The sequence below is a fragment of the Oxynema aestuarii AP17 genome (genome assembly GCF_012295525.1).
In the GTDB taxonomy this organism is placed as follows: Bacteria; Cyanobacteriota; Cyanobacteriia; order Cyanobacteriales; family Laspinemataceae; genus Oxynema; species Oxynema aestuarii.
The window spans coordinates 2,677,877-2,693,177 of record NZ_CP051167.1 but is presented as its reverse complement, the minus strand read 5'-3'; the positions used below and the strand labels follow the sequence as shown (position 1 = coordinate 2,693,177).

Annotated in this window: 19 protein-coding genes; 10 read left to right on the top strand and 9 right to left on the bottom strand. The window is 50.3% G+C overall.

Features of this window, described 5'->3' with window-relative positions; all coding sequences use genetic code 11:
• Nucleotides 1–186: 186 nt before the first annotated feature.
• Nucleotides 187–756 (bottom strand): bifunctional adenosylcobinamide kinase/adenosylcobinamide-phosphate guanylyltransferase, encoded by a 570-nt coding sequence (gene cobU / locus HCG48_RS10950; protein ID WP_168569198.1) that lies wholly within the window; start codon nucleotides 754–756, stop codon nucleotides 187–189.
• A 67-nt stretch (nucleotides 757–823) separates the two neighbouring features.
• Between cobU and HCG48_RS10945 the strand changes: the two genes are divergently transcribed.
• The 5 genes from HCG48_RS10945 to HCG48_RS10925 all read left to right on the top strand — a co-directional run bounded on the left by HCG48_RS10945 (nucleotide 824) and on the right by HCG48_RS10925 (nucleotide 5,482).
• Nucleotides 824–1,807 carry a glycosyltransferase family 2 protein gene (locus HCG48_RS10945; protein WP_168569197.1) on the top strand — a complete coding sequence of 328 codons (984 nt, stop codon included), beginning with the start codon at nucleotides 824–826 and terminating at the stop codon, nucleotides 1,805–1,807.
• An 85-nt stretch (nucleotides 1,808–1,892) separates the two neighbouring features.
• On the top strand, nucleotides 1,893–2,858 hold the full coding sequence (locus HCG48_RS10940) for a glycosyltransferase family 2 protein (protein ID WP_168569196.1): 966 nt from the start codon (nucleotides 1,893–1,895) through the stop codon (nucleotides 2,856–2,858).
• An 86-nt stretch (nucleotides 2,859–2,944) separates the two neighbouring features.
• Nucleotides 2,945–3,562, top strand: coding sequence for a hormogonium polysaccharide biosynthesis acetyltransferase HpsU (hpsU, locus tag HCG48_RS10935; RefSeq protein WP_168569195.1), 618 nt, complete (start codon nucleotides 2,945–2,947; stop codon nucleotides 3,560–3,562).
• 121 nt (nucleotides 3,563–3,683) lie between these two features.
• The gene (locus tag HCG48_RS10930; RefSeq protein ID WP_168569194.1) at nucleotides 3,684–4,517 is read left to right on the top strand and encodes a NotI family restriction endonuclease; all 834 of its coding nucleotides are present in this window, start codon (nucleotides 3,684–3,686) and stop codon (nucleotides 4,515–4,517) included.
• A 35-nt stretch (nucleotides 4,518–4,552) separates the two neighbouring features.
• Nucleotides 4,553–5,482, top strand: a complete 930-nt coding sequence (locus HCG48_RS10925) for a DNA adenine methylase (RefSeq protein WP_246260030.1) — start codon at nucleotides 4,553–4,555, stop codon at nucleotides 5,480–5,482.
• A 318-nt stretch (nucleotides 5,483–5,800) separates the two neighbouring features.
• On the opposite strand, the gene HCG48_RS10920 is transcribed toward HCG48_RS10925, so the two are convergent.
• The 6 genes from HCG48_RS10920 to HCG48_RS10895 form a co-directional block, all read right to left on the bottom strand.
• On the bottom strand, nucleotides 5,801–6,754 hold the full coding sequence (locus tag HCG48_RS10920) for an asparaginase (protein WP_168569193.1): 954 nt from the start codon (nucleotides 6,752–6,754) through the stop codon (nucleotides 5,801–5,803).
• A 146-nt stretch (nucleotides 6,755–6,900) separates the two neighbouring features.
• Nucleotides 6,901–7,401, bottom strand: a complete 501-nt coding sequence (locus tag HCG48_RS10915; RefSeq protein ID WP_168569192.1) for a CGLD27 family protein — start codon at nucleotides 7,399–7,401, stop codon at nucleotides 6,901–6,903.
• A gap of 5 nt (nucleotides 7,402–7,406) precedes the next feature.
• Nucleotides 7,407–7,838, bottom strand: coding sequence for a ribosome silencing factor (gene rsfS / locus HCG48_RS10910; RefSeq protein ID WP_168569191.1), 432 nt, complete (start codon nucleotides 7,836–7,838; stop codon nucleotides 7,407–7,409).
• Nucleotides 7,839–8,002: 164 nt separating this feature from the next.
• A complete protein-coding gene (gene yqeK, locus HCG48_RS10905) occupies nucleotides 8,003–8,617 on the bottom strand; it encodes a bis(5'-nucleosyl)-tetraphosphatase (symmetrical) YqeK (protein ID WP_168569190.1) in 615 nt (204 codons plus the stop codon).
• A 296-nt stretch (nucleotides 8,618–8,913) separates the two neighbouring features.
• On the bottom strand, nucleotides 8,914–10,170 hold the full coding sequence (locus tag HCG48_RS10900) for a glycosyltransferase family 4 protein (protein ID WP_168569189.1): 1,257 nt from the start codon (nucleotides 10,168–10,170) through the stop codon (nucleotides 8,914–8,916).
• Between the two features lie 527 nt (nucleotides 10,171–10,697).
• Complete coding sequence (locus HCG48_RS10895) at nucleotides 10,698–11,372, bottom strand: hypothetical protein (protein ID WP_168569188.1); 675 nt, start codon at nucleotides 11,370–11,372, stop codon at nucleotides 10,698–10,700.
• A 123-nt stretch (nucleotides 11,373–11,495) separates the two neighbouring features.
• Between HCG48_RS10895 and HCG48_RS26470 the strand changes: the two genes are divergently transcribed.
• The 3 genes from HCG48_RS26470 (at nucleotide 11,496) to HCG48_RS10885 (ending at nucleotide 12,114) form a co-directional block, all read left to right on the top strand.
• Nucleotides 11,496–11,627: a hypothetical protein gene (locus HCG48_RS26470; protein ID WP_281362111.1), complete on the top strand. Its 132-nt coding sequence runs from the start codon at nucleotides 11,496–11,498 to the stop codon at nucleotides 11,625–11,627.
• Between the two features lie 135 nt (nucleotides 11,628–11,762).
• Complete coding sequence (locus HCG48_RS10890; RefSeq protein ID WP_168569187.1) at nucleotides 11,763–11,906, top strand: CAB/ELIP/HLIP family chlorophyll-binding protein; 144 nt, start codon at nucleotides 11,763–11,765, stop codon at nucleotides 11,904–11,906.
• A 64-nt stretch (nucleotides 11,907–11,970) separates the two neighbouring features.
• The gene (locus HCG48_RS10885) at nucleotides 11,971–12,114 is read left to right on the top strand and encodes a CAB/ELIP/HLIP family chlorophyll-binding protein (RefSeq protein WP_168569186.1); all 144 of its coding nucleotides are present in this window, start codon (nucleotides 11,971–11,973) and stop codon (nucleotides 12,112–12,114) included.
• Nucleotides 12,115–12,167: 53 nt separating this feature from the next.
• Here the strand turns inward: HCG48_RS10885 and HCG48_RS10880 are convergent, their stop codons facing one another.
• Nucleotides 12,168–13,238: a pentapeptide repeat-containing protein gene (locus HCG48_RS10880; protein ID WP_168569185.1), complete on the bottom strand. Its 1,071-nt coding sequence runs from the start codon at nucleotides 13,236–13,238 to the stop codon at nucleotides 12,168–12,170.
• Between the two features lie 14 nt (nucleotides 13,239–13,252).
• A complete protein-coding gene (locus HCG48_RS25990) occupies nucleotides 13,253–14,473 on the bottom strand; it encodes a pentapeptide repeat-containing protein (RefSeq protein WP_246260029.1) in 1,221 nt (406 codons plus the stop codon).
• Between the two features lie 225 nt (nucleotides 14,474–14,698).
• Here HCG48_RS25990 and psb34 point away from each other — a divergent pair, with 225 nt between their 5' ends.
• Nucleotides 14,699–14,869: a photosystem II assembly protein Psb34 gene (psb34, locus tag HCG48_RS10870; RefSeq protein ID WP_168569184.1), complete on the top strand. Its 171-nt coding sequence runs from the start codon at nucleotides 14,699–14,701 to the stop codon at nucleotides 14,867–14,869.
• A 96-nt stretch (nucleotides 14,870–14,965) separates the two neighbouring features.
• Complete coding sequence (locus HCG48_RS10865) at nucleotides 14,966–15,202, top strand: photosystem II protein, Psb35-related (protein WP_168569183.1); 237 nt, start codon at nucleotides 14,966–14,968, stop codon at nucleotides 15,200–15,202.
• The last annotated feature ends 99 nt before the right edge of the window (nucleotides 15,203–15,301 follow it).

The following is a 15,301-nucleotide window of genomic DNA, read 5'->3' as shown; positions in this document are numbered from 1 at the left end:
TCGAATGGTATTCCCCAGGTCGTCCCCCCTTTCCCCTATCTTATCTGGATTTTGAAGACTTGACCTCTAACGAGAGTTAGAAGTCATTACGATTTTTTACAGATCGATGCAAGTTATTAACGGTGGCGATCGCTCTTGTTGCGCGGTGTGGGTCCGATGGCGATCGCCTTCGTGGGGATCTCTATCTTAACTCGGGCGATCGAGGGTCGGGGTCGGCCCGAGGGGAACGCCCCAGCGTGCGAGGTTGACGGCGCGACCCGCCACCACCAGGTAAACCGGATCGGCGATCGCCCCGAGGTCGCGAACCAAACTGCCGAGGCGATCGCGAAACAAGCGACCGACCGGATACGCGGGAATCACCCCCCATCCCACTTCCTCCGCGACGAAAATTAACTCAATTTCGGGCAAATCGGCCAAACTCGCCAGCAGCCGAGTGCGAACCTCACTCCAACTCGCCTCGTCGAGATCCAAACAATTCGTCACCCAGGTTCCTAATGAATCCACCAACCAACAACTCCCCGGCGTCGCCTGCTGCAGGGACGCCGCTAACTCGATCGGGACTTCCAACGTCGTCCACTCTCCCCCGCGACGTTGGCGGTGACGTTCGATGCGATCGCTCCATTCCGGATCCGTCGGATCGCGACGGGCCGTCGCCACGTAAACAAGCGGTTTGCCTGTCTTTTGCGCGAGGGTTTCGGCCCACTCGCTTTTGCCCGATCGCGCCGGGCCAGTGACTAAAACAACTCGATGAGTCACGACTTCCTCAATCGTTCGCGCCTAGAATATGGAAGAACACTCAGAACCGTAGGGTTCTTCTTTACTCATGTCAGACCTCGAAGTTTCTGCAATTATCTGCACCCACAATCGGGAACAGTATTTAGGGAAGGCGATCGACAGCTTGCTGGCCCAAGATGTTCGGAACTTCGAGGCGATCGTCGTCGATAACGCCTCGACGGACGCCACCCGCGCCGTGGTCGATCGCCGCCGGGACGACGATCGCCTCCACTATGTTTACGAAGCCGAACTCGGACTCTCCACCGCCCGCAATACAGGGGCTCGGGTCGCCCGGGGTCGCATTTTGGCCTATCTCGACGACGACGCCGTAGCGAGTCCTCAATGGCTGAGTGTTCTCGTTCAAGCCTATCGTGAAAACGACCGCCTCGCCGTCGCCGGGGGGAAAGTCACCCTGATTTGGCCGGAACACTATACTCCTCCCCCGTGGTTGTCTGAAGGACTGGCGGGCAATTTGGGCGCTTACGACCTCGGCGATCTCCCACAAGCGATCGAACAACCCGGTTTGACCCCCCGAGGCTTGAACTATTCAATCAGGCGCACGTTTCTCGACCAAATCGGCGGGTTCAATCCGAATTTAGGACGCATGGGTACGAAATTACTCTCGAATGAAGAACTCTACGTCACCGAACTCGCTCTCGAACTCGGTTGGCAGGTGTTTTATCTTCCCGAGGCGTTGGTCGCCCACCACGTGGCTCCCGAACGGCTGGCGCGATCGTGGTTTTTACAACGGGGATGGTGGCAGGGTATTAGCGAATGTTACCGCGATCGCCTCTGCGGTCGCACCGGATGGCGTCAGTTCGGTCTCGCCGGGGAACGCATCGCCCGAGGGGTTTATAAAGCGTTAAAATCCTGGCCCGATCCGGCCCGACGCTTTGATAATTTAGTCTATGCTTACGGTCATCTCGGTTATTTGACCGCCGCAGTCAGCGACCTCCTGAGTCCCTCGAAGACCAATTTATCCGAATCTCCCGTTTTCACCCCCGAAAGATTTAAAAATCGAGATGGAGTATAAAGATTAAGGGAACAATCCATCCTCGAATCTCCACTGCGGAGCGATCGTCTTTCCCGTTTCTATTGCTGACGTAATGGCCAAGAACATGACCTCCACTATCAAAAAAGTCCCGGTGTCCGTCCTCATTCCCGCTAAAAATGAAGAGCGCAATCTTCCCGCTTGTTTGGCCAGTTTGGAATGTGCGGATGAAGTTTTTCTCGTCGATTCACACAGCAGCGATCGCACCGTAGAAATCGCCGAAGCTTGGGGGGCAAAGGTCAAACAATTTGACTTTAACGGATATTGGCCAAAAAAAAAGAATTGGTCTTTACAAACCCTGCCTTTTCGCAATGAATGGGTGTTGATTGTCGATTGCGACGAACGCATTCCTCCCGAATTATGGCAGGAAATTGCAGAAGTTATTCAAAACCCGCAGTACGAAGGATATTATCTAAATCGTAAGGTTTACTTCCTCGGTCGATGGATTCGTCATGGGGGAAAATATCCCGATTTTAATTTACGCTTGTTCAAGCATTGCAAAGGTCGCTACGAAAATCTCGGGACGGAAGGGGTTCGCAACACGGGGGATAATGAAGTTCACGAACACGTGATTTTAAAAGACAATCTCGAAGATAAAAACAGTCCGCAACTGACCGCCGGACATCTCAAAGCGGATATGATTCACGAAGATTTTCGGGATATTTACGAGTGGATCGAGCGTCACAATCGCTATTCAAATTGGGAAGCTAGAGTTTATTACAATTTACTCGAAGGAAAAGAGGATGATTCGATCGAAGCGAGTTTGTTTGGTTCCCAAGCCCAACGGAAGCGGTTTTTAAAGAGAATTTGGGTACGATTGCCATTTAAACCAACTCTGAGATTTATTCTGTTTTATATTATTCAGCTCGGTTTTCTCGACGGCATTCAGGGTTATATTTATGCCAGGTTATTGAGCCAATACGAGTATCAAATCGGCGTGAAGCTTTACGAAATTCGTAAGTTTGGCGGTCAGCTCAATCCCCATCCCCAGGATGTTGAAACGTCTAAATCTTTAGCTCAAACTGATTCTTAAATGGTCTGGAAGGACAGTTGAGTTAAACGGAGTTTTTTGAAGTTAATTTTCTTTGCTGTAAACGCCAAACGTCGCGAGTGATTTCTATGAGCGATCGCCCCGTTTCTCCTCCCGAACCTGTCGAACCCGTTCTCGATCTCCCTCCGGCGATCGATTTACGTCAGTACGATCAATCTTGGTTCGATCGCGGGCGCCCGGGTTGGTTCATTTTGCTGTGGTGGTTGGTGCAGGCGATCGCTTTTCCGTTAAGCCTGCATTCCGCCCACCGCTTTCGCTGCTGGTTGTTGCGCCGTTTTGGCGCTCGCATCGGTCAGGGGGTGATGATTCGACCCACCGCCCGTTTTACCTATCCCTGGAAAGTCGAAATCGGCGAGTTTAGCTGGATCGGCGATGATGTCGTTTTCTACAGTCTCGATCGCATCACCGTCGGCAAACATTGCGTAATTTCACAAAAAACTTATTTATGTACCGGGAATCACGACATCGCCGACCCCGCCTTTGGCTTGTTAACGGCGCCGATCGCGATCGGCAATGGCGCCTGGGTCGCTGCCGATTGTTTCGTCGGTCCCGGCGTCAAGATCGGCGCCAATGCGGTTGTCGGCGCCCGCAGCAGTGTCTTCACCGACCTACCCGCCGCCCAAGTTTGTTTCGGTTCCCCCTGTCGTCCCCGTTCCCCCCGCGAGATCTCCTCCTCGGATCGATAGAAAGGATCGCGCGACGATCGCTTGAGGGGTGACGGGGGGCGATCGCCAATCGCTCAACTTTTTCAGTCTCGACAATAAATAAAAATAGACACCTACTTATCCTCATTGAAGGTCAGCTCAAATGTCTAATAATCCTCTTGCAGAGGTTTTTGGCTTTCCTAGTAACAGTTTTTCCCAAGAAGCAAATCGATATCGTCGCGATCGGCTGTGTCCTTACAATAATAAAGTCGCTAACTGTACCAAAGATAAAGCAAATAATCCCCTCGGTGTTTGTAGCATTTACCATAAGAAAGCTCCCGTCATTACTTGCCCGGTTCGTTTTCGTCAAGATTGGTTGATTGCTGAAAATGCTGCTGATTTCTTTTTTGGGAAAAATCAACAGTGGACAATTCTAACAGAAGTTCGTTTAAAAGATGCTAATAATCAATCGGCTGGCAATATCGACTTGGTACTGGTTGCTTACGACCGTCGCGGGAAAATCATAGATTTTGGAGCGGTTGAAGTTCAGTCTGTCTACATTTCAGGCAATATCCGACAACCGTTTGAAGTCTACATGAATCAGCCTGAAAATTGGGAAAATATTAAGGAGTCACAATTAACCCCCTACTATCCGACTCCAGATTACCTTTCATCTTCGCGCAAACGATTAATTCCTCAACTCCTTTACAAAGGAACCATTTTGCATGAGTGGGGTAAAAAGCAGGTTATTGCGGTACAAAAAGCATTTTTTGAAACCCTACCCTCTTTAGTGCGAGTTTCACGCGATCGCGCCGATCTAGCCTGGAATCTTTACGACCTCCAAAAACAGAACGATCGCTTTCAACTTGTCCTCACCGATGTCGTTTATACTGAGTATTGGGCGGCAATTAATCGAATTTCTACTCCTGAAATCGGTCATTCAGAAAATTTTATTGAAAGCTTACAAAAAAAACTGGATAGTCACCTACAAAACTGAAGCAATGAAAACCGCTCGTACAGTAGGTTTCGCTCGTGAAAACAGGGTTAAAACGAATGTCAAAAGCCAATCTATTACCTTCTAAGAAGGTGGATGTAAATTCTAAAGTTGTCAATGTTGCTACTGTCCCTCAACGGAGTCCGTTTCGATATGCAGGTGGGAAAACATGGTTGATTCCCAAGATTCGACAATGGTTGAATGAGCGGGAAGCTAGTAGTAAAGAACTGATTGAACCCTTTGCTGGGGGAGGGATTGTCAGTTTGACGGCTGCATGTGAAAACTTAGTTCACCGGGTAACAATGGTGGAAAAAGATGAAGGTGTTGCGGCTGTATGGCAAATTGTTCTTAATGGAGGTGCCCAATGGCTTGCAGATAAAATTGTTAATTTTCAATTGACTCCAGAAAATGCTAAAGAAGTTATTGAAAATGCGAATGAATCTTTAGAATCTCTAGCTTTTGCTACGATTGTCAAAAATCGTGTCAATCGAGGCGGTATTTTGGCGGATGGATCGAGCTTTGTTAAAAAAGGAGAAAATGGTAAAGGAATTCGGTCGAGATGGTATCCCGAAACACTTAAAAAACGGATTCTTGCTATTGGAAGAGTTAAAGATAAAATCAATTTTATTCAAGGAGATGGATTCGATGTTTGCCAACAGAATTATTCCCGAGAAGATGTGATTTATTTCATCGATCCGCCTTATCCAAAAACGGGCAAAAGACTTTATCGTTATTCGGAGGTGAATCATCAGCAGCTTTTCGCTTTAGCCGCTCGATTAAAAGGGGATTTTTTAATGACTTACAATGATGCGGTGGAGTTAAGAGAAATGGGAAATTTTTATGATTTTGAGATGAAACAAGTGGCGATGAAAAATACTCATCATGCCAAAAAGTCGGAGTTACTCATTAGTAAAAATTTGGCTTGGTTATCCAGTGAAGTGACGAAGAAGCCCACAGATAAGAACTGAGTTGCACAGATGAGGATAGGGCCAATTAAGCGGTTGCTTGTTGAGGCGATCGCGGCTTATACAGCAATTCGCGCTGTCATGAGGGACAAGAGGCAAAGATCCCGCCAACCCCCTTAAAAAGGGGGATTTAGGGGGATCGAAATTTACCGCCCAACAGCGAAAACTGCTGTAGCATTTCTGACGATCGTCGGCTAAGCTTACTCAGCCTGTTATTTCTGTGGAAAGAACCCGCTAATTCCTTGACGAACATGGGTTATCGATCCGAAGGTATCGACGATCGCCCCGACTGACAGGCGATCGCTCCTCCCAATCACAAGCTTATAAAAAAGAAACTTCCCCGACGACATCGAGACGCTTGAGGGGCGTGAGGTCAATAAACTTGTCGGCCAGATTTTCGGCGATCGTCGGGGTAATCCATCCGAGTTGTTTGAGCAAGTGGATGGCGACGGCATATTTAGCCCGTTTGGCCCCGTCGAGTACCTTAATCGACAGTCCCATCCCTTCTCCGACTCGTCCGATACATTGCACGCCTTCGGCGCCGGACTTGCTGACGATTTCCCCTTCGGTCAGACTCATCAGCTCGGTATCGAATTCTCCCGGTCCGGCGACCATCGTGGGATGGGCGACCATCGCGCGCACGATCCGTTCCATATCGACACTATCCCCGGAGGCGAGGATGGCATAAAGGGTTGCCATCTGTCCTAATTCCATCAAATAGGTTGGCGCCCCGCAGTCGTCGCGCACGGCGATAAATTCGGCGGCGGGCATTCGCAGCAATTCGGCGACTTTATCTAAAATCAACTCCTGAACCGGATGGTTGCGCTTGAGATAGGTTTCGAGGGGAAAATGACGCTGTTTGCACACCGCCAGCATTCCGGCGTGTTTTCCGGAGCAGTTGTGTTCGAGGGGGCTTTGCTTCCCTGGGGGAATCGGACATTGCAAGGCGGAGGTATCGACATCGCAGCGCCATAAAATATTAAAGGCTTGACGGGTTTGCTCGATGGTACCGCGATGGGAACTGCAAATAATGGCCAAGTCGAGATCGGTTAAATCGAACCGTTCTAAGGTGCCTGTAGTGGTGACGGCGAGGGCTTGGAAGGGTTTGAGGGCCGAGCGGATAAAGGCGGTGGTTTGGGCCTTCCCGGCGACGGATAGCACTCGACCCCGGTTATCGCAAACGACGGCTTGAACGTTGTGGGTCGATTCGACAATCCCTTCGCGGAGTAAGCGGACTTCAAGAGATGCGGCTGAGTTACGTTTTCCCATTGTCACGGGTTGGATTTACCTCTTGGTGAGGGACACGACGGCGAGTTGATTGAGGACACGAAGCCCCCGATTACATTAGAGGCGATCGCCTACAAAAAACAACCGTTCCGAGAAAGGGGAACCGGGCCGATCGCCTCTCGGTCTTCCCGATTTCAGAGGAAGGCCCACAGGGTTGCTCCTACGATACAGGACAGGGCGATCGCTCCGAGACTGCGGCTGAGGCGCGTCAGGATCGGTCGGAGTTGGTAGTTGACGACGAGGCGATCGCGGGCGAGCAGTTCGGGGGTTTTCGTCCATGCCTGACCGTCGTACCATCCCGATTCTTCGTAGAAAATTGTAGGACTCCAGAGGCGATCGCGCACGTAACGCCAGCCCAAATACAAGCGCAATAAGGCTAACGATAAAAATAAATTCCCCCCGCCCGCCGTACACAACACGCATTCTCCGAGATGTTTGCTCGGTGCAAAACTCGCCGCCGCAATCGGGAAACACAGGGCGCAACTGCATCCCCAAATGAGGGCGATTTTGGTCGCGTAATCCTGCCGATCTCGCGTGGCCCAGCCGAAGAAACACGATTCTTTCAGTTGTTCGTATTCGTTGAGCGGTTGCTGTTCGTCAGGGACGGGACATTGCGCGATCGATGTCTCCCTCATCTGAGTTATTCTCCCAATCCGTACTCGTCGAGGTCGAGGCGTTCCGCATGACCCCAGAAGGCTTCGAGATTGTAATAGTCTCGTTCTTCGGGCATCAGGATATGAACGATCGCGTCGCCGTAATCCTGAACTAACCACGATCCTTCCCCTTGTCCTTCGACGTGCAGGGGTTTGCGGTGACATTCTTGCTCGACGCGCTCTTCGATCGCTTGGGCGATCGCGCGCACTTGCACTTTGGAAAACCCGGTGACGATCGCGAAGTAATCGGCTAAATAGGACACGTCGGAGACTTTCAGCAAAACCAAATCCCCCCCTTTGCGGTCTTGGGCCGCGCGGGCGATCGTCAAGGCGAGCATTTGGCTGTCTTCGTCGCTGAAGTCACCTCCGCGATTCAAGGTTAACGGGATATTCGATTGAGCTTGAAAATATTCCGACATTAAAACTCCATCAATTTATTTGTTATCGAATTTTATTTGACTCGCTGCATTCCGTCGGTCGCTTCGGGCGATCGCGCCTCCGTTTCCAGACCGAAACAGCGAAGGACTTGTCTGGTGAAGATCGAATCGATCTCCCTTTGTTTTTGATGTAATCCTAGCAAATTTCAAGCCGGAACGCGATCGCCACTGCCTTGCTTGCGAGCCGATTTGGCCGATTTCGCCGCTTGCATCGCCCAATTCCGGGTCAAAATCGTGCGCGGGTGGATCAACTGCTGGCGATCGATCAGGTAGCGCTGGGTATAATCTCCCGTCAGCCACACCGCCTTATAAAGATCGTCGCGACAGGCTTGTCTGAGTTCGGCTAACTCCGGCGTATTCCCCCGTCCCGGTTCCAAGCTGTCCGCCAAAAACACCACACAACTGAGCGCGCTCATCTGCGGACGCCCTAACGTATGATCGGCGATCGCCGCCAACATCTCCTCGTCTTTGACCCCAAACTCCTCCCGGGCGACGATCGCGCTGACATCGGCGTGTAATAGGTGCGGGTTCGCTTCCAATACTCCGTCAATTTCCAACCCCTCCCTCGTCGCCATCTCTAATAACTTTTTCGGCTTGAAATATTTCGCCAAATCGTGCAGCAACCCCGCTAATTTAGCTCGGTTTTCGTCGATTCCGTGCAGTAGAGCCAACTCTCCCGCCATCTGTTCGACCCGCAGAATATGGCGGATTCGTCCTGCAGGAACTCGCTCTTCCAACCAAGCCAAAATGCGATCGCGCATTGTCTTTTCACCCCCGACAACTTAACAAACACTTAAAAGTATTTACTCAATTTATTATAACAGTTAAGTTTTTATCGCAATTCCTGCAAAATGCGTAAATTTTCCTAAAATTAAATTACATTTTTTAAACTTTTAAGAGACAAGCGATCGCCTCTGCCTGACCCCCCGCAAATGCTCCCCCCTACCTCCAGCTTTTCCCCTCAAAAGCCATTGGAAACGCACGGCAGAAACCAGGCTATCTCTCGTCCTGGAAACCCTGCGACGATCTCCATGAGTCCCCTAGGACCGTTCCGCACTCAATGCGATCGGCGATCGGGCGCTTTCGACTGCGCCACGACCTCTTCAAAGAGCGCCTCATACTTATTCAAGGTATCCTCAAACCCATAACACTCCAGCGCATGTTCGCGACCTTTGCGACCGAGAGTTTCCGTCAAATCGCGATCGTGATAAAGCTTGAGAATGGCATCCGCCAAATGGTCCGGATCTTGAGGCGGAACCACCAACCCTCCGCCACTTTTACGAATCGCTTGCGCCGCCGTTCCCGTATCCGGAACCGACCCGACAATCGCCCGACCACTTGCTAACAACACCGGAATTTTAGAAGGCATATTAAAAGAAATGACATTCGCTTTTTGAACCACCAACCCTACATCGGCAGCCGCCAACATTTCCGGTAGTTTTTTTCGGGGTTGAAACGGTCGCAAAATTACATTGGGGGCGTCATACATTTCGCAATAATCACGAACGCGATCGATCGCCTTTTCTTCTCCCACGATCGCAAATTGAATATCCGCAATATCCTTCAGTCGCGCCGCCGCTTTAATCACTGTCGGTAAATCCTGAGTCAGCGCAATATTGCCCGAATATAAAACGACAAATTTCCCCGTTAAGTTATTCTGAATTCGGAAATAATTCTCCTCTTTTGGCAAGGGTCGAATAAAATTAACATCGACCCAATTGTGAATCAACGAAATTTTTTCTTCCGGAATTCCTTTATTTAATAAATTATCTCTAAAGCCTTCCGCAATAACCGTAATTTTATCCGCCTGATGACAGGCAAATCTCTCCAAGCGGGTAAACGCCTCGATCGCAAATTTATTTTTGAGCAATCCCACCGAGACCGCCGCCTCGTGTTGGATATCTTGAATATTTAAGACGACCGGACATCGCAATAATTTCCCTAAAACTGTTGCGGGAACCGACACGGGTAAAGGCGGAACCGTTGCTAAAATTACATCCGGACGCCAACCGTTAAATGCTTGGGGCAAACTATTAATGACAAAACTGCCATCTAACAACAGACGATCCCATAAGGTCGGCTGAGGTCGAATAAAAATAAAACAGCGTTCGACTACTACTCCGTTCACGATTTCGGCCATAAAAAATTTCCCTTGATAGGGAGCATAAATTTTACGCTCCGGATAATTGGGCATGGCGGTAATCACCCGCACTTTATGGCCTTTTTTCGCCATTCCTTCCGCTAATTCTGTCATTAACGGAGCGATTCCAATTGGTTCGGGATGATAATTGTAAGAGTAAATCAGAATACGCATAATGGTTCGTCTAGAGCCAGGTTTCTGGCGGCAAAATAATCGATTGTAAGGACGGAGGAAATTTTATCTGGCTATCTATATTAATTAGGGTTCGTTCCGAGCTTGAAAGCTTTGGAAACTAGGAGATCTTAGAGTTAAGGAAAATCTGGAATGGCGATCGCGGTCGGTCTCGATTGAGATTCAAGGGTTGGCCAGATCTTCGAGTCCGTTATAACATGGTTGAAGCCACATCGGAAAAATCAGAGTCTTAAGTTTAAATTTGCTTTATCGATCGCCGCTTTTTATTAAAGATTAAGATTGAGGGACTGAGCGATCGCCTTCATGCTGTCCCTAAGCTTCATCTCTGGATCCTGGTTGTTCGGTAAAAATACTGATTTTTCTGAAAACAGCGATCGCCCCGCTCGTCGAATCTAGTGGTTTTTCTTGAAGTGAGCGATCTCCATCTTTCTAGTGTAACTTGCCGTTTTTAAACGGGAGGCGATCGGAAGACTTCGTAGATCCTTGCCCCGGAAAATGCCCCCATTCGTTCAAGTCCGTTTAACTTGTTTGATCCCAATTTGAAAGTTAACGATCGCCACGAAAATCGAAAGAAATAAATAAAAGAAACGCAAACCCCAGCCTCGTCCGGCAAATAAATAAGAAACTATTCGATCGTCTAACCCGGTGAAGCGAGAAAATCGGTCTTTACTTTTTTGTTCCAGTTCGTCGAGCAGAACCATTTCTTTCTCTTTATAAGGAAGGCTGGGAAACTGCGCGGTGTAAAAATAGAACCCGACAAAGCCTTGGCGATCGCCCGTCTGATTTTTTAAAAATGTATTGGTGATTCTTCGGGACTGTTCGTAAGAAATATTTTCCCGAAAGGCGAATTCTTGAACCCAATTATAATAACGAAAAATTGTACTCGTGCTAAAAATCAAAGGAACGAGTACGACGAGGGTATAAAAGCTGACTCGATTGCTGAAATAACGGGGCAGCAAAACTGTCGCCAGTCCGAATCCCATTCCGAGAATTCCGAATACTAGAATATTCAGAATTTCCATGATTTCTAAGCTCAAAAAGGCATCGCCAATTAAGGGAATTTGATAGACAATTTCATCTCCTAATAAAATTGACAAGAATTTGACAATTAGGGCGATCGCCACGACCGCCAACGTCGTGACTAAATAGAGACAAGTTCGCCCGAAGAAATTTAACAACAACATTGATTGAAGCGGGACAAATTAAGGACGACAGCCCGATCTCGGACTAGCAGCGATAATAACATTGCCGGGTTTGGCGATCGCCGGACGACCCCTCAAGACCCGATCTCCTCCTATAGATAAGGAATGGATGCAACCATAATTTTGTTTCGCCCGGAGAATTTAACCCCGGTCGTCCCCAGTTCGCCTTTGGACGGATACCGAGGCGATCGCCCCCTCGTCGTCGATCGAACGCAGGGCAGTCGTTTCGGGGGCTGAAGGGGTGGCGCTCTCCTCGGAACTGCGGGGGGCTTGCTCAATATTTGTCAAATTTTTTTAATAAAACGTTGCACTCCGAGGCTGTTTGCGTTAACTTATATTACAAGGGTTGACAAAAGGAATGTTTTCTGAGCCATGAACGAAGAAACCACCAAATTTGGATTCACGCAATTTGCGGAAACCTGGAATGGCCGCTTGGCGATGCTCGGGTTCCTCATCGGTCTGCTCACCGAGCTGATGACCGGACAAGGGATCTTGTCTCAAATCGGCTTAATGTAGATCTCCCGTCGGTTGTGCGACGTTTGAGTTTTTAAAAATTGCAACAGCAGGAGTAATTGTAAACATGGATAACGAAACCACGAAATTTGGCTTTACCCAATTTGCGGAAACCTGGAACGGTCGTTTGGCGATGCTCGGGTTTCTGATCGGTCTACTCACCGAGTTGATGACCGGACAAGGGATCTTGTCTCAAATTGGCTTAATGTAAATTGCCGCATCCGTTCGATCGATTCGACATTTACCTCAAGGCCCGAGCCGCGTTTACTCGCTCTCGGGTCTTTCGCTTTCGACGATCGCCCCGCGATCGCGCAATTGATTTTCCACTTCGGGAGACAGTCCGATCGCCGCGACAAAGCGGGTTTTGCTGACCGTCGCCTCATTCAATTCAGCCCGGGTCAAATCCACGGCAGTCAGGTTGGCCCCGGTCAAATTGCTCCCTTTTAAATCCGCATTTTTCAGACTGGCGCCGCTCAAATTCGCTTCGCTGAGGTTGGCGCCTTGCAGGTAAGCTGCGGTTAAATTAGCGCCTTCCAAACAGGCTTGTTGCAAGTTGGCGCCGCTTAAGTTGGTGCGTAAATCGGCGCGACGCAGGTGGGCACGCTGTAAGTTGGCGCGGTTGAAGTTGGCGTTAATAGCAAGAGTGTCCACGAGATCCGCATCGGAGAGATCGGCGCCGCAAAAGTTCGCCAGTTGGAGAGAACAGCGACTCAAACAGGTGCCTTGGAGGTTGGCGTTGGCAAAATCGGCGTCGTCGAGATCCAAGCCACTCAAATTCGCTCCGGCAAAGTCCCGGCGCAGGTCGAGACCGAGTTCGGTACAAAAGTTTTGAAAATCGCGGTTGGGACTGAGATCGAACAGTTCTCGGGCGATGTAAGCGCGATCGCGCTGGCAGGCTCGGGCTTGGGAGGGGTTGCCACTGGTGGTGTAATGACGCTGCAACTCGGACAGGACGCTGCATTCCAAGCGCCGATCGCCGAGTTGGCGGGCGATCGCGAGGCGTTGCTGCTGGCAGGCGATCGCCCGCTCGAAGTCGCCGAGAGCGGCATGAGTGTTGCTCAAATTAAAGAGCGCATTGAGGTGTCCGGTGCGATCGGCGATCTCGTCGGCGATCGCCCGATGTCGCTCGTAAGCGGCGATCGCCTCGTGCAAGCGTCCTAGTGCCTGATAAACCGCGCCGCAGTTGCCTACAGCCGCCCCTTCGCGGGCGCGATCGCCCACTTTTTGATAAATTTCTCCGGCCTGCTCCCAGGCATCTAAAGCCGCCTCAAATTCGTTGTTTTGATAGCGCTCGATTCCCGCTTTCAGCAGGCGATCGCCCTCTTCTACACTCATCCCACTCCCCTAGCTCACGCTTCCTCAAAAATAGCGCCGCCTGCTTTTAACATCTGTTCGATTTCGACAGACAAACCCGCATCTTTTTTAAACCGCGCGCCTTCGACTTTGACCCCGGTTAAGTTCGTTTCCGTCAAATCGGTCAACACTAATCCGGCTTGGTGAAGGTCGGCCCCACTCAGGTTCGCTCCCATCAACTTGGCATCGCTGAGATTGGCGTTGCTTAAGTTGGCTTCGGTTAAATTGGCGCCGACCAGATTGGCGCCGCTTAAATTCGCCAACGCCAAGCTACAGCGATGCAAGTCGGCCCGTTCTAAGTTGGCATCGCTCAACAGTGCCCCACTCAGATCGGCGCCGCCGAGTTGGACGCCGCGCAAGTTCGCTTCGCTTAAATCCGCATCGCACAAGTCGGCGCCGCGCAGTTTGGTTCCTTCCAGGTTGGCTCCACTGAGATCGACACCGCTCAAATTGCAGCCCCAGAGTTTGGCGCCCGCAAAATCTTGGAGTAGGTCGAGTTCGGCGAGTTGGGCCAGTTCGGTGAAGTCGTCGGTTTTGGCGTCCATGACCCGGGCGATCGTTTCTTGGAGGCGATCGAATCCCGTCTCCGAGGCGTCGATCTCGTATTGGGTGAGGCTCGGTTCCCGGTCTAAGCTGCTGTAGCGCAGTTCGACCCGGCTGAGATACGGTTGCAGTTTGAACGCCGCTAGCTCTTGGATCAGCCGCCGTTCGAGAACGCCGTGTTTGTTGGGACTGATGTCGTGGGGCCACAACCGTTCGGCTTCGATCAAGGCGAGGTTGGCGGCGCTGACTTCAAAGGTGGCTTCGATGGAGAACGGTTGGCCCGTCAGTCGCGCTCTTCCGAGTTTGAGGCGATCGATCCCGCCGTGCAGAACCGGGGCGCCACTTTTGAGAGTCCAAGTCCAGGTGGGTTGCCGTTCGCTACCCCCTCGGGTGACCTCAACGGCGATCGCCTCCCCGTCAAAGTTGACAGTACGGCTCGGGGGTTCGCTCTCGTCTACCGCCATTTCGGCGCGATCGAGCGCCAGCTTCAGGGTGCCACCGATCGCCCCAAATTTGAAACGCCCCTCCTCGATGCTTTGCCACGCTTCGTGAAAGTGGAGACTCACGTAGAGATCGAGGAATTCCGTATCTTGGGTTGGGTCGGAAATCGGTTGACCGCTCAGTTGCATCGAAAGGCAATTGAGCTCGGGGTGTTCGCTCGGGGGCTGCTGCATAACCAATCGGAAATCATCTGCTTAAAGGCTTGCTCAGTTTTTCACTCTAACTGAATCAAGGCATAAAACAACAGACATCCCCCTCAGTTTTTGCCCCCCGTCGGCGCCCCAACCCTTCCTCCTCGTGACAAAGATCACGATTTTTTTCTTGTCAAGTCACAGTAATATTTCTTTACACTGCGTTACATTAGTTAACAACAAGGCAAACGAAAGGAGTTCATCGCCATGTACACCACCACCGACGAACGCGGCATCCTCAACAACTACGCCACCGAACCGAAAATGTATTACGCCCAATATCCCTCTCAAGCCCAGCAACGCCGTTACATGCTCCAAGGTGCCTTCTCCATCCTCTTGTTTACCGGACTGCTCTTAGTCGCGGCAGGGGTCAGCTAGAAAACCACTTCGGTTCGCTTTAATCTACGTTTTTTGTACATTTGTACGTTTGTAAACTTGTAAATTTTGTAAATTTCAATCGAGGACATCACAGATATGGCTACTTTCACCATTTTGATTGCCTTATTTATCGCAGGTTGGGCCGCCGCCGCCGTCATCGGAACCCAAGCTTACTTCCGAGGCGAACAAACCAAACCCATCCACGAACGCAACTGGCGCTCCGAATCCTTCGAGCAATTAGCGAAAACAATTACCGGACAAGATATCGACTATAAAGATCGGGTTCCCGCTTATCGCATGGATGCTTACGCCAGCAACAACTTACCTGAATAATGTCTGTGGCTCGGCCTAAATCTCCAATTTTCCCAACCCTCCTCTGTGAGGGTTATTTTTTTGGGTTACAGCGTTAACGAGAGGCAAAAAGCAAGAGAT